A 13,701-nucleotide genomic window follows, 5' to 3' on the forward strand; every position below is an offset into this window, starting at 1 on the left:
AAAAAATACCCCCCCACCCCGATCAATCCCGCACAACCAGCAGTCCTGGGCCAGACTATGCCCTTGAATGCCAAACCTCAGGACGAGGCACAAAGAACGCAAACACTAACCCAAATGCCAGAGCCGCTACACCGATGCCGAATGCAGACAACAGAGTGCCACCGGCGTCCAGCCACTGCTTGGTTAGCCACGGGCCAACCATTTGGGTAAAACCATACAGCGCGACCATTGCTGCCGACAGCCTTGGGCCTTGGTGAGGGTGCAAAGCCCGGCCGGTTCTTTGGGTGAGCAGGACCGTTCCCACAAACGTGCTGCCCACCAGCACCGCACACAACACCAAACCAACAGCGCCGGGCCACAGAACCGCAGCAAGCACGCCTGCCAGCTGGATAATGAAGTTTAGCCTTAAAGCCCGCAGATCGCCGATCACGGCACCGAGTTTGTTCCAAAGCCAGGGCGAAGGGATGGTCACAATCGCAACGATCATCCAGGTGCCATCCTGTAAAAAGTGATCGGCAGGCAACTCGAGGTTGGCCAGCAGCGGCAAAAAGGTCATGGGCAGGATGTACCCCAAGCCCGCGCCGGCGTAACTTAGAAACAAAGGCACACTGGCCCGGTCCAATAGGGGTGTGGTGGTGATAGCTCGGCCGGAATCGTCTTGCTCACGAACGGGAACGTCGAGTTTTCGCAGCTGCTGCACGCCCCACCACCCCAGAGGAATAGAGACCAGAGCAGCCGGCCACCAGCGCTGGGCGCCTTCGAGGAGATCCGCTGTGCCCGATACCAAGCCGCTGGATACCAACAACCCTGTACCGACACCGATATACACCAAACCACTCAACGAGGCTCGGTTACGCAACACCAGCCATTCCAGAATCAAAGCGGGCGCTTGGACGAAAATCACGCCGTTTGCCACGCCATTGATCCAGCGAATCACAGACATCACCGTTAGGTCGTCGGTTTGAGTCATGATCAGCGTTGTAATGACGTGCACCACCATAAACAGCGGTAACAGGAAACGGATCTGATCGATTCGATGCCAGCGAATGGCCAGCATGGCCCCCATCAGGTAACCCAGATAATTCCAGGTTGCCACGGCGGCACCTTGGGAGGCGCTGATCTGATTATCAGCCACCAGATAAGGCAACAAGGGCGTGTATATAAAGCGGCCAAGGGTATGCACCACCAACAGCAACAAACCGCCGGCCAATAACACGGTGAATAGCTGTTTGCTGGAAACGTGCGATGAGGAAGTCATGGTTACAGCCCGGCCATGCAAGAATTAAGTTATAGCCGCGGAGTATAAGGTAGACAGTTGTTTTTGTCAGTGGGACCCTGGCCCAACACAATCAGGTGCCCTCAGCTCTGGGGTGATTCGCCTTGGCCCAGCGGTAAATGCGTTCAAAGGCTGCTGCCAGTTCCTGCGGGTTGTGCGGTGGCTGAATAAGGGCCTGGAGCTTGCCATCAGGGTTTAGCAGCGCGAAGTGTCCGCTGTGATCGACCAGCAGCTGACCGCCCACTTCACGATGAACGAAGACAGCGCTCAGGCTTTTAGCCAGTGCTCTGAGTGTATCCAGTTCACCGGTCAGGCCGTGGAAATGTTCGCCGAAGAAGCCCGTATAGGCTTTCAGTGTTTCCGGGGTGTCATGCTCCGGATCTGCGGTCACCAGTAGGTAATCCGGCTGGGGCAGTTCAGCAGACAGCAGTTTGTCCGTTTGGCGCAGGTTCGCCATGGCCGCAGGGCAAACATCCGGGCAGTTGGTGTAACCCACGAAGACGAAGGTCCAGCGGCCTTTCAGATCTTCCCGCGTGGCGGTTTCACCGTGCTCGTTGATCAGGGTGAACTCCGTCAGCTCTCGAGGCTGATCGTACACATAAGTATTGTATTCACTGAGATTCGGCGCCGGTGCCGGCTCATTGTTTGCCAGAAACACCTGCCGGCCGACCGTCAGGCCGAAGCCCAGTGCCACCACCAGAAACAACACTATCAGCGTAAAGCGCAACGAACGCCCCATGGTGCCTCCCAGTCAGATCAATGTGATGCTCACTGCTCAGAAAAAGACGAAGTGATCCACCAGCAACACCACGAACAACGCCATCAGGTACACGATGGAATACTTGAAGGTGTCCATAGCGACTCGGCGATCATCATCTTTCAGCAAGCGGATAGCATATTGCAAGAACCTCAAGCCGAGCGCCAGTGCACCCACCAGATAAATACCGCCCGACATGCCGGTGACAAAAGGCAGCAGGCTGACCACCAGCAACATCACGGTATACAGCACAATATGCAGTTCGGTGTATTTGTTGCCATGGGTGACCGGCAACATCGGGATGCCCGCTTTGGCGTATTCCTCTTTGCGATGAATAGCGAGCGCCCAAAAGTGTGGCGGGGTCCAGGCGAAGATGATCAAGACCAGCAACAGAGCATGGCCTTCGACCTGACCGGTTACCGCGGTCCAGCCCAGCAGTGGCGGCATAGCCCCGGCCAGACCACCGATGGTGATGTTCTGGGGCGTGGCCCGTTTCAAGAACAACGTGTAGATACCCGCGTAGCCGACCAATGAAGCCAGCGTAAGCCATGCCGTCAGCTCATTCACTTGCCACATCAGCACAATCATTCCGGCCGCCGCCAGCACCACGGCAAACAGAATCGCATCAAAGGGCGCAATCCGGCCAGTCGCCACCGGGCGCTTGCGGGTACGTGCCATCACAGTGTCGATTTTCTGGTCCACCACGTGGTTGACCACTGCTGCGGCACCGGCCAGCAACGCTATTCCCAGATTACCGAACAGCAGAACACTCCAGCCGGGCACTCCCGGAGCCGCCAGCAACATGCCGATCAGCGACGTAAGGATCATCAAAGCCACAACCCGTGGCTTGGTGAGTTCCAGATAATCGCGCCACGAAATGTGTGTTGACCCAGTAGACTCTTGCACCGGCAGCGCTTTCACTTGCTCGCTCATGCCGTTACCTCCCGATTTATGGTTGTTGTATGGGATGTGTTCACTGCTTTTGAATGCGGCAATTGGGTATGCCGCCAAATCAGGTTAATCATTGATAGCAAAAGCCCGGCGCCCATCGCGTTGTGGGCCACGGCGATGGCCAATGGAATATGCAGCCAGACATTGGCCAGTCCCAGACTGAACTGAAGCGCCAGCACCCCGACCACCAACACGATGCTTCGTTCAAGACCACTATTGCCCCGCTGCCGCCAGAGTCTAACCAGCAGGAGACTGAGGTAAAGCAATACAATCACGGCCCCCAGCCGGTGCGTCACATGTATAGCAACCCGGCCATCATCCGTCAGTTGCCCACCCAGATAATTCGGGCCGACCTGCTGGGCAATATCAAAACCATGCTGAAAATCCATGCCGTCCGGCCACCACTGGCCCTGACAAGTCGGCAGATCGGTACAGGCTACTGCCGCGTAATTGGCGGCGGTCCAGGCCCCCAGCGCAATCTGAAGCACGACCAATAACAAACCGCCGTAGAGCCATGGTCGAAGCCTGCTGAGGCTTAAAGCAACCACGCCGGCCGACAAACTGTGTAGGTTTGCGCGCTTGCGCAGCCTCAAAGTCAGCAGCAAAAGCAGGCTGAGCGTGGTAAAGCCACCCAGCAGGTGCAATGCCACCACTTGAGGCCACAGCTTCAAAGTGACCGTCCACATGCCGAAAGCGCCCTGCAGTACAATGAACCCGGCTATGAACAGCGGCAAACGCACAGGCAATTGTTCCCGACGATGGCGTATGGCGGCAATAGCCAGCCCGAAGACCACCAACCCCAGCGTACCGGCCGCATATCGGTGGATCATTTCTGGCCAGCCTTTGGCGACATCCACCGGGGTCTCAGGGAAGCGAGCATTCGCGATGGCGATGTTGGTTTCGCCTTGGGGCACGGTAAGAAAACCATAGCAACCCGGCCAGTCCGGGCAGCCAAGCCCGGCATGCACAAGGCGCGTCCAGGCACCGAGCATGATCACCACCACGGCGAGGGCGCAGGCCAGGGTGGACCATGTTGCCAGCTTACGGGCGAGAACGTCTGTTGGAGTCTGCTTCACCGCTTTGACCTCCCGCTTAGCCAATTTGCGACAACTTCAGCAGCTGTTTTAAGTCTTTCAGCATCTGTTTGCCGGTGTGTTCAGCACCGTAATGCATCATCACATTGCCGAAAGGGTCGATCAGCAAAATCCGGGCTTCCGTGTCCGGGTTAACGCCTTCAGGCCACACGGGGGTGGTACCGGGCACCTGCTGTAGCCGTTCCATCCGCTGATATTCTTCATTCCAGCGGGCTTCCAAGGCTGCCGGGGTCGTGCCCAACCAGGCCGCGCGACTCACTCGCGGTGCGTTCTTGCCCAGAGCAATGTTCACCTGGCGGGCCAAATACAGCAGCTTTTCACAGGCCTCGGTGCAGTTTCCGGCCGCGACCAGCATTAGCCACTGAGGATCGACCTTCTCCACTCCGAACCGCTCAGCAAGGGGTTCGCCGCTGACGGTTTCGAGGTTCAGGGTTTGCACGGACACCACAGGCTGCAGCAGTTCACCACTGTTGGTGATGCCTGCCGGGTTGAGCCAGCCGGTGTAAAACATGATGGTTGCTAGAACCATAGGCCCGAAGCCAACAGCAAACAGCAATATTGCTGTGCGCCGGCCACGGCGAACCTGTTCCGCGCTGGGGGCATCACGCCCACTCACGGAGTCAGCCGTTGTCGTTGTCATTGTCGGGTCCTGCCTTTCAGTCATTCGTTATTGTTATGTCTCGCTGCGCCTATAACTCGCTACTACAGTCAATATAGTCAGCACTCCGGCAAGCGCAAACCATTGAACCGCATATCCATAGTGAGTTTGTGGCCCCATAACATCCGGAACTCGATCAGCCCGGTAGGCTCCAGGTTGTTGCGGATCGGCTAACATCACGGTTATCGGAGCCGGCTCATCAACGAACACGGCAACATCGGCCTTCGACAAAGCCTGTACGCGTCTTGGCCAAGTGCGGGCTGCAGATTTTGTATCGGCCAACACAGGGGGCTCCGGATACTCTGCCAAGCGCCCTTTCAAGGTAAATAATGCGTTGGGTGTATCGATTTCAGGCAAGGTATCTCGTGTGCGTGCGCCTTGAACCCATCCTCGATTAATCACCACCGCCGGCCCTTCAAGCGGTCGGAACACGGTCAACACCTCGTAGCCGGGTACCCCGTCTCGAGTTCGATTATCCAGTAACCATGTTTGCTCACCGTAAAAGCCGGTAAGGGATACCGGCAGGCCTGGCTGGGCGTCACCAGCAATCAACTCTGGCCAAGACGTATCGGTCGCTTGTTGCTGCCAGGCTTGCAACAGGGTTTCTTTTTCCCCAGCGCGGTTCAATTGCCAAACACCCAAACTCAGAAGCAGCGGTAGGAAAAACCCGCTGAAAACAAGCAGACGCCAATCAAAATGCCATCGGCGTTCCATCAAAACGATCTACCCATGCTTTGCTATAGTGAATACACGCTGCCGGTTTAACCCGGCGCTGTTCACTCCATAAAGATCGACAACAACGGGATACACCATGCTCAAAATTGCCATCGTCCTACTGCTGATCGCAGTCATTGTGAGCTTGTTCAGCGGTCTGTTTTTCTTGATCCACGATGGCGGCAAATCCCGGCGCGTTGTGAACTCTTTAGCCATCCGGGTCGCCTTGAGTGTGATATTGCTCGCCCTGCTGTTGATCGCGCTCTGGTCCGGATCCATTACCCTCAACCCAACGCCATGATGGCGCTTGTCATTCAAAGCACATAAACAAACACGAACAATCCCAGCCAGACCACATCCACAAAGTGCCAATACCAAGCCGCGGCCTCAAAGCCAAAGTGGTTGTCTGCGGTAAAATGCCCTTTGGTGATCCGAATCAGCATGATCGTGAGCATGATGGTACCCAACAGAACGTGGGCCCCGTGGAAACCGGTCAGCATGAAGAACGTACTGCCATAGATACCAGACTGCAGCGTCAGATCCAGATCGTTGTATGCATGGGCGTATTCGTAACCCTGAACAAACAGGAACACCACGGCGAGCGCAATGGTCAGCGCCATCCAGAGCTTCACCTTGGCGCGATCGCCGGCCTTCAAGGCGTGGTGGGCAATGGTCACGGTGAACGAGGATGTCACCAGTAGAATGGTGTTGAGTAACGGCAATCCCCAAGGCCCAACCACCTCTGACGGTCCTTGATACGCTTGTGGATCGGGGTTGTTGACCAATGGCCAACTGGCTTGGAAGCCTTCCCAGAGCATGTTGGTACTGCCTTTGTCACCCTCGCCCCCCAGCCAGGGCACCACGAACACCCGCACGTAGAACAGTGCTCCGAAGAAGGCGGCAAAGAACATCACCTCAGAGAAGATGAACCAACTCATGCCCCAGCGAAACGAACGGTCCATCTGTTCACTGTACAGGCCCGCCCGGCTTTCACGGATCACACTGCCGAACCAGCCAAACAGCATGTAAGCCATAATCATGGCGCCAATCCAGAACATGACCCATGAGCCCGTCGTGCTTTCGCCCTGATTACCACTGACCATGATGGAAGCGGCACCGTAGAGGGTCACCCCAAGGCCAACAGTGGCGATGATGGGCCACTTGCTCTGTTCGGGAACGTAGTAGGTCTGGTGATCCGCCATAGTTCTCTCCGATGGCTTAGCCGTTATTGTTGGTTATTGTGTCTGCCGTTGCAGGGCCAGAAACGTTCACGGGCTTACCCTGATCGTACAGGGTGTAAGACAACGTCAGCTTGGTAATGTGCTCAGGTAGCTCCGGGTCCACAATGAAAACCAGCGGCATTTCCACGCTTTCCCCGGCCTCCAGCGGTTGCTGGTTGAAACAGAAACATTCGGTCTTATGGAAGTACAAGGTGCCTTCCGATGGCGACAGGCTGGGCACTGCTTGGCCCACCATGTTGCTATCCGTCGGATTAGAGGCAAAGAAATTCACCGTTACCGCTTCACCAGGGTGCACTTTTACGCTGCGCACCACAGGGCGGAACTCCCATGTCATACCCGGTCCGTTACTGGCCAGAAACTGCACCGTGACTGTCCGGTTCTCATCCACCTGGTCACTGGTGCCAGCCTCATAACGACCACTGGTCTTGCCGTTAATTCCGGTGATATCACAGAACACGTCGTACAACGGAACCAGGGCAAACCCAAACGCAAACATGCCCACAACACCGGCCATGCACCAAGCTATAACCCGGCTGTTACTGCGTTTGCCTTGCTGCTGATCAGCCATGACGAAACTCCTGATTACTTCACTTCGGGTGGTGTCGTGAAGGTGTGATAAGGCGCGGGCGAGGGCACGGTCCATTCCAGACCTTCTGCACCGTCCCACGGCTTTGCCGCTGCTTTCTCACCGCCCCGTGCACACTTGACCACGATGAACAGGAACAACAGCTGGGTAACGCCGAACATGAAGGCCCCGACGCTCGACACCATGTTGAAATCAGCGAACTGAAGCGCGTAATCGGGAATCCGCCGCGGCATGCCCGCCAGCCCCAAAAAGTGCATCGGGAAGAACGCCAGGTTCATGCCGACAAATGACAACCAGAAATGGGTTTTGGCCAGGGTTTCGTCGTACATGTTGCCGGTCCATTTAGGCAACCAGAAATAGGCCGAGGCGAAGATGCCGAAGATGGCACCCGGCACCAGAACATAATGGAAGTGAGCCACCACAAAGTAGGTGTCGTGATACTGGAAGTCTGCCGGTGCAATGGCCAGCATCAAACCGGAAAAGCCGCCGATAGTGAACAGAATGATGAAGGCCACGGCAAACAGCATGGGCGCCTCAAAACTCAACGAGCCTCGGAACATGGTGGTGACCCAGTTGAACACTTTCACCCCGGTGGGTACCGCGATAAGCAACGTTGCGTACATAAAGAACAGCTGGCCCGCCAGTGGAATGCCAACGGTAAACATGTGGTGCGCCCAAACCAGGAAGGAGAGCAATGCAATCGCACCCACGGCATAAACCATAGAGGCGTAACCAAACAAGGGCTTGCGAGAAAACGCCGGCACAATATGAGAAACAGCGCCGAACGCCGGCAGGATCATGATGTACACCTCCGGATGCCCGAAGAACCAGAACACATGCTGGAACAACACCGGATCGCCGCCGCCCGAGGCATCGAAGAAACTGGTGCCGAAGTTAATGTCCATCAGCATCATGGTGACCGCACCGGCCAATACCGGCATCACTGCGATCAACAGAAACGCGGTGATCAACCAGGTCCAGACGAACAGCGGCATTTTCATCAAGGTCATGCCCGGAGCCCGCAGGTTCAGGATGGTGGCGATAACGTTGATCGCACCCATGATCGATGACACACCCATGATGTGGATGGCAAAAATGAAGAAGGTGGTACTCGGAGGCCCGTAGGTGGTGGACAAAGGCGCGTAGAAGGTCCAACCGAAGTTGGGCGCACCGCCTTCCATGAACAGCGTGGAAACCAGAATCAGGAACGCACAAGGCAGCAGCCAAAAGCTCCAGTTGTTCATCCGTGGCAAGGCCATGTCGGGCGCGCCGATCATTAGCGGCAACATCCAGTTGGCCAGCCCGACAAAGGCTGGCATAACCGCACCGAACACCATGATCAGACCGTGCATGGTGGTCATCTGGTTGAAGAATTCAGGCTGAACAATCTGCAAACCTGGCTGGAACAACTCGGCCCGGATCACCATCGCCATACTGCCGCCCAGCAAGAACATAGCGAAGCTGAATATCAGGTACATAGACCCGATATCCTTATGGTTGGTGGTCAACAGCCAACGGCTGATGCCTTTGGCCGGGCCGTGGTGATGTTCTTGGCTGTGGGTATCTGCAACCGCACTCATGAAAACCCCCGTTACCGCCGTTTATTATGGCTGGTGATTGTTGTTATCTGGCGTCAACTACTCTTTATTTTTGTAATCAAAGATCTCTTTCGGCGTGACCATATCGCCGGTGTTATTACCCCAGGCATTACGCTCGTAGGTAATCACTGCCGCCAGATCTACCTCGCTCAGCTGCCCGCCAAAGGCTTGCATCGCTGTGCCGGACACCCCGTTCACCACAATATCGATATGCGCCGCCATATCGCCGGTGGCAATGGGGCTACCCTTCAGTGCCGGGAAAGCCGGAGGCATGCCGGCACCATTCGGCTGGTGGCAAGCAGCACAGGCACTGGCGTAGGCTTTCTCGCCACGGGCCATCAACTCATCCATAGTCCAGTCTTTCTCGGTCAACAGTCGCTCTGCCTCTGCAGCGTCTTTCTGCTCTGCGACCCAAGCCCGGTATTCCTCTTCCGGCACCGCTTCGACGACAACTGGCATAAAGCCATGGTCCTTGCCGCACAATTCGGTGCACTGGCCACGGTAGATGCCTGGCTCATCAACACGGGTCCAGGTTTCGTTGATGAAGCCTGGAATGGCGTCTTTCTTCACACCAAACGCCGGCACCCACCAAGAGTGAATCACGTCGTTTGCGGTCAACAGGAAGCGAACCTTTTTGCCCACCGGGATCACCAGCGGCTTGTCCACCTCCAACAGATAGTTTTCGCCTTTGGCCTGCCGGTTCTCAATCTGGTCACGGGGCGTGGACAGGCTGGAGAAATAGCCAAAGTCGTCATTGATATACTCATACTGCCAACGCCACTGATACCCGGTTACCTTGATGTCGACCTCGGATTCGGTGGTGTCGTACATTTCGATGAGGGTCGCCGTGGCCGGCACCGCCATGGCCACCAGAATGGCTAACGGGATAGCCGTCCAAAGCACCTCTACCAGCGTGTTTTCATGGAAGTTGGCAGGTTTATAGCCCCGAGACTTACGATGGGCGAAGATAGACCAGAACATGACCCCGAAAACCACCACACCGATGGCAACGCAGATCCACAGAATGGTCATGTGAAGGCTGAATATCTCATTGCTGGTGCCGGTTACGCCCGGCGTCATGTTCATGGTCCAGTCCGCCATGACCACAGCCGGTAGCAACAGACCAGCGACTAGGGCAATTGCCCGCTTGGCATGCACGCGCATACTGTGTCTCCACAGAGTGTTATTCTTGTCGGATTTTGCGTCATCCCTCTGCGGTCGGTTCCGGTGCTCGCAACACCAAAACGTCCGCGAGTGAAAGCCTGCTTATGGATACATCACTGGTCAGTGTAGACACTGATTAGCAAAACACTAAAAAACTCTTTAAACCTAAATGAGATAAACGGCCCGTTTTGATGAATAAACTGCATAAGACTTTGTTCAGCTCAACAGACCGGCGCCTCTGGGTACTGGCGTGGCCTCTGATGCTGACCAACCTCACTGTGCCGCTCTTGGGATTGGTGGATACCGCCGTGCTCGGCCACCTAGACAACCCGGAATATCTCGGAGCCGTGGCCGTAGGTGCCAACCTATTCAGCATTTTGTACTGGACCTTCGGTTTTATGCGCATGGGCACTACCGGGCTCGCCGCTCAGGCTTGGGGGCAACAAGATGCGTTCCGTCAGGTCGCTTTATTGCTGCGCTCACTGATGCTGGCGGTTGGCATCGGGCTATTGCTGATCGTGTTCCATCCACCCCTGATTGCAACGGGTTTGCATCTGATGAACCCGAGCCCGTCGGTGGCTGAACTAGCGGCTGAATACGCCTCGATTCGGATCTGGAGTGCGCCTGCCGTGCTGTGCCAATACACGCTGGTCGGTTGGCTGATCGGCACCCAGTTCCCCCGCGGGCCCATGGTGATGCTGATCATCGCCAACGGCATCAACATCGTGCTGGATATCTTCTTCGTCACCGTACTGGGCTGGAACAGTCGCGGGGTCGCCATGGCCACGGTCATGGCGGAATACGGCGCCACTGCGATCGGTTTTGCCATCGTGCTCAAACGCATGCCTGAAGGCCAAAAGCTGACCCGAGAGTTGTTTGGCCATGTCGCTGATTACTTGCGCATCTTGCAGGTGAACCGTTTCATCATGGTTCGCACCATCGCTCTGTTATTGGTGCTCGCTTTCTTCACCGCCCAAGGCGCCCGACAGGGTGATATTATCCTGGCCGCCAACGCCGTGCTGATCACCTTCCTGCTGGTGATCTCCAACGCGCTGGATGGTTTTGCCAATGCCGCGGAGGCGTTAATTGGCGAAGCCATTGGCAAGGACAGTAAAGACCAATTTAAAACCGTCTTTAGCAGCGCACTGCGCTGGTCGATCTGGGGCGCACTGCTGCTTACCATTGCCTTCGTACTGGGTGGTCGTTGGCTGATCAGTCTGTTGACCGACATCGACGCCGTGCAAACCACAGCCTGGCAGTACTTGCCCTGGCTTTGGTTATTGCCTTTCGCAGCCGTCTGGGGGTTTTTACTCGATGGTGTATTCATCGGCGCAACCCGCACCCGGGAGATGCAGAACACCATGCTGTTTTCAGCACTCGTGGTATTTCTTCCGGTTTGGTGGCTAACAACCGGCTGGGGCAACCATGGCCTGTGGTTATCACTGGTCAGCCTGATGCTGGCCCGGGCCGCCAGTATGGGTTGGCTGTGCTGGCAGTACACACGTCATGATCGCTGGTTTCAGCATCACTAAGCTAAAACCGGGCACCAACAGCCGAAACTTTATTTAACACTCGGCCGCAGCACTCTCGCGAATTTTGGCTACAATAACGAGAAATGGCAGGCGTATTGTGGTGGCCAGCCACCTCGTTCCTGCTCCCGGTTGCTCTTGGTAAAACCAAGGAGGGGCCTTGCGACCTCAACTCGTACAAACAGCGGCATCTCCTGCAATGACACCACAAGCAGTCCTTGAGATTATTGATCAGGCTCGGCGTAAGGAAGCTCGCTCCGGCACGTTTCTGCGCCAGATGAAAGAAAAGGTGAACCAGTTACCCACCTCGATCGTGGTAGGCGGCTCGAATCCTGCCACCAGCCTGTTCCAATTCGCCATCGAATACATCGAAATGGCGCCCCGCTTGATTGAGTGCGTGGATGCTTGCGCGCAAGAAGCCGGTATACAAGAGTTGTTCAGACCTTTTATTGACGGGGCAGCACGATACTTTACTCAGCCTTCGGTTTTGCTGGTTCAGTACGATGGTCTGGACGGACTACTGATCCGGGCTTACATGTGCCACCGCCTGATGGAAGAGATGCACGACAATAACCGATCCATTCGTGCCAGCGAGCTCATTGACCTTGAAGCCACCCGAGCCAACCTGCTGGTTCATGAGCTGATTGGCGAACCTTTTGCCAATGAGCTGGATGATGCGATTACCATCACCGTACTTCAGATCGCGGGAACACCCGATTACTATAGCCTCGACCTCGAACCCTTCGTGAATCAGGTCAACAACCGCGCGTGGGACTGGATGAGGCAGTTCTGGGAACACCTTCTGGACCGCAATCACATCCAGTTTTCGCTAAGGCCCAGTGTTCTCTAGCCTTCCCGCCGACCCTTTTACCCGTCAACTCTGCACGGTTCTTTTCAGGCTACCCGGCAACCCGCTAAACTGAACGCCGCGAATACACCTTACTTGTTGAAATCACTAGGGAGACAACACTCGTGCTGGACAATGCAGACTTGGGAAAACTGATTATTAGACTCACCCTCGGCGGCCTTCTGCTGTTCCACGGCGTGTCAAAATTGCTCAACGGGATTGGATTTATTGAAAGTCAATTAGTCAGCCACAACTTGCCGGCTATCCTGGCCTATGGCGTTTACATCGGTGAGATTATCGCCCCGCTGATGATCATTTTGGGCTACCAGACCCGCATTGGCGCGCTTATTGTTGTCTTCAATATGATTGTGGCTATCGCGCTGGTACACAGCCATCAGCTCTTGTCACTCAGCAGCAACGGTGGCTGGTCACTAGAGCTCCAAGGCTTCTTCTTGTTTACTGCGTTAGCGGTTATTTTCCTTGGGCCGGGCCGATATAAACTCAAGAATTGAGGATCAGATGACGGTGGTTGGCTGGCTATCACGCCAGACTACCACCCGATTTCGGCCACTATTTTTGGCCCTGTAAAGTGCGTCATCAGCATGCTCTTGGGCTTCCTGGCGACCACCTTTATCCCAGTAGACGGAGACTTCATCAAGCAACGGATACCCAATGACCAAAAGTCGGTTGCGCTTATCCACAGGCAACGGGATTTTCAGCCAGAACTTCTTTTTCACTAAAACCCTGATTAAAGGCCTCACTCGCGGATAGCGATCGCCATTGAGTCTAGGGTGCTGAGCGGACATCGTTCAGCGTCAGATCGCCAGCAGACGATTCCAGCCATTGAAAAGCCACAGGGCCTGACAGAGCTATAGGGCTGATCAGGTATAGCAAAAGAAATAGAATAGCTGTCACAACACGTCTACCATTGCTCATCGACTGGCCGGGGACTATGGTTTAACTGGCTAAATTTTATGCACACACTGAGCATAGCTCACTTCGCACGGGGCAACATCCATGAGCCGATCCTCGCAAACAATCACTCCGGGCCGCTACCGCCACTATAAAGGCCGCGATTACGAAGTCATCGGCGTGGCACAGCACAGCGAAACCGAAGAGTCGCTTGTGGTATACCGCTGCCTATATGGAGACCACAGTTTGTGGGTACGCCCGCTCAGCATGTTTCGCGAAACGGTCCAAGTGGCCGGGGAAGAAGTACCCAGGTTTGCCCGGGTAGACACCAAAGGTTAGTTACACAACCACTTTGACTGACACGGCCATTTCCT

The 13,701-nt window shown here is 55.6% G+C and carries 16 protein-coding genes; 5 read left to right on the plus strand and 11 right to left on the minus strand.

What is annotated here, in order from left to right:
* Window positions 1–55 precede the first annotated feature (55 nt).
* From ACNQ6O_RS13475 to ACNQ6O_RS13500, 6 genes are all read right to left on the minus strand, one after another.
* Entirely contained in the window at window positions 56–1,258 is a 1,203-nt protein-coding gene (locus ACNQ6O_RS13475; RefSeq protein ID WP_418053744.1) for a YbfB/YjiJ family MFS transporter, read from the minus strand.
* A 91-nt stretch (window positions 1,259–1,349) separates the two neighbouring features.
* Window positions 1,350–2,015: an SCO family protein gene (locus tag ACNQ6O_RS13480; RefSeq protein WP_418053745.1), complete on the minus strand. Its 666-nt coding sequence runs from the start codon at window positions 2,013–2,015 to the stop codon at window positions 1,350–1,352.
* A 36-nt stretch (window positions 2,016–2,051) separates the two neighbouring features.
* Window positions 2,052–2,966 carry a heme o synthase gene (gene cyoE, locus ACNQ6O_RS13485; protein WP_418053746.1) on the minus strand — a complete coding sequence of 305 codons (915 nt, stop codon included), beginning with the start codon at window positions 2,964–2,966 and terminating at the stop codon, window positions 2,052–2,054.
* The gene (locus ACNQ6O_RS13490; RefSeq protein ID WP_418053747.1) at window positions 2,963–4,060 is read right to left on the minus strand and encodes a COX15/CtaA family protein; all 1,098 of its coding nucleotides are present in this window, start codon (window positions 4,058–4,060) and stop codon (window positions 2,963–2,965) included. The genes cyoE and ACNQ6O_RS13490 overlap by 4 nt, the downstream gene beginning before the upstream one ends.
* A 16-nt stretch (window positions 4,061–4,076) precedes the next feature.
* Window positions 4,077–4,718, minus strand: coding sequence for a hypothetical protein (locus tag ACNQ6O_RS13495; protein ID WP_418053748.1), 642 nt, complete (start codon window positions 4,716–4,718; stop codon window positions 4,077–4,079).
* 33 nt (window positions 4,719–4,751) lie between these two features.
* The gene (locus ACNQ6O_RS13500) at window positions 4,752–5,450 is read right to left on the minus strand and encodes an SURF1 family protein (RefSeq protein WP_418053749.1); all 699 of its coding nucleotides are present in this window, start codon (window positions 5,448–5,450) and stop codon (window positions 4,752–4,754) included.
* A gap of 97 nt (window positions 5,451–5,547) precedes the next feature.
* Between ACNQ6O_RS13500 and ACNQ6O_RS13505 the strand changes: the two genes are divergently transcribed.
* Window positions 5,548–5,751, plus strand: coding sequence for a twin transmembrane helix small protein (locus ACNQ6O_RS13505; protein ID WP_418053750.1), 204 nt, complete (start codon window positions 5,548–5,550; stop codon window positions 5,749–5,751).
* 13 nt (window positions 5,752–5,764) lie between these two features.
* On the opposite strand, the gene ACNQ6O_RS13510 is transcribed toward ACNQ6O_RS13505, so the two are convergent.
* The 4 genes from ACNQ6O_RS13510 to coxB are packed head-to-tail and all read right to left on the minus strand — an operon-like array spanning window position 5,765 to window position 10,039.
* Window positions 5,765–6,652: a cytochrome c oxidase subunit 3 gene (locus ACNQ6O_RS13510; RefSeq protein WP_418053751.1), complete on the minus strand. Its 888-nt coding sequence runs from the start codon at window positions 6,650–6,652 to the stop codon at window positions 5,765–5,767.
* 16 nt (window positions 6,653–6,668) lie between these two features.
* Window positions 6,669–7,259 carry a cytochrome c oxidase assembly protein gene (locus ACNQ6O_RS13515; protein WP_418053752.1) on the minus strand — a complete coding sequence of 197 codons (591 nt, stop codon included), beginning with the start codon at window positions 7,257–7,259 and terminating at the stop codon, window positions 6,669–6,671.
* A gap of 14 nt (window positions 7,260–7,273) precedes the next feature.
* Window positions 7,274–8,857 (minus strand): cytochrome c oxidase subunit I, encoded by a 1,584-nt coding sequence (gene ctaD, locus ACNQ6O_RS13520; protein WP_418053753.1) that lies wholly within the window; start codon window positions 8,855–8,857, stop codon window positions 7,274–7,276.
* A gap of 57 nt (window positions 8,858–8,914) precedes the next feature.
* Complete coding sequence (gene coxB / locus ACNQ6O_RS13525) at window positions 8,915–10,039, minus strand: cytochrome c oxidase subunit II (RefSeq protein ID WP_418053754.1); 1,125 nt, start codon at window positions 10,037–10,039, stop codon at window positions 8,915–8,917.
* A 191-nt stretch (window positions 10,040–10,230) separates the two neighbouring features.
* Here coxB and ACNQ6O_RS13530 point away from each other — a divergent pair, with 191 nt between their 5' ends.
* The 3 genes from ACNQ6O_RS13530 to ACNQ6O_RS13540 all read left to right on the plus strand — a co-directional run bounded on the left by ACNQ6O_RS13530 (window position 10,231) and on the right by ACNQ6O_RS13540 (window position 12,927).
* Complete coding sequence (locus ACNQ6O_RS13530; RefSeq protein WP_418053755.1) at window positions 10,231–11,571, plus strand: MATE family efflux transporter; 1,341 nt, start codon at window positions 10,231–10,233, stop codon at window positions 11,569–11,571.
* 196 nt (window positions 11,572–11,767) lie between these two features.
* A complete protein-coding gene (locus ACNQ6O_RS13535; protein ID WP_418053756.1) occupies window positions 11,768–12,418 on the plus strand; it encodes a hypothetical protein in 651 nt (216 codons plus the stop codon).
* A gap of 122 nt (window positions 12,419–12,540) precedes the next feature.
* Window positions 12,541–12,927: a DoxX family protein gene (locus ACNQ6O_RS13540; protein ID WP_418053757.1), complete on the plus strand. Its 387-nt coding sequence runs from the start codon at window positions 12,541–12,543 to the stop codon at window positions 12,925–12,927.
* Window positions 12,928–12,930: 3 nt separating this feature from the next.
* Here ACNQ6O_RS13540 and ACNQ6O_RS13545 read toward each other — a convergent pair whose 3' ends face one another.
* Window positions 12,931–13,152 (minus strand): 7TM-DISM domain-containing protein, encoded by a 222-nt coding sequence (locus ACNQ6O_RS13545; protein ID WP_418053758.1) that lies wholly within the window; start codon window positions 13,150–13,152, stop codon window positions 12,931–12,933.
* Window positions 13,153–13,432: 280 nt separating this feature from the next.
* On the opposite strand from ACNQ6O_RS13545, the gene ACNQ6O_RS13550 reads away from it, so the two are divergent.
* Entirely contained in the window at window positions 13,433–13,666 is a 234-nt protein-coding gene (locus tag ACNQ6O_RS13550; RefSeq protein ID WP_418053759.1) for a DUF1653 domain-containing protein, read from the plus strand.
* The last annotated feature ends 35 nt before the right edge of the window (window positions 13,667–13,701 follow it).

Origin of the sequence: Marinobacter sp. SBS5 (assembly GCF_048285575.1) — a bacterium.
GTDB lineage: Bacteria > Pseudomonadota > Gammaproteobacteria > Pseudomonadales > Oleiphilaceae > Marinobacter.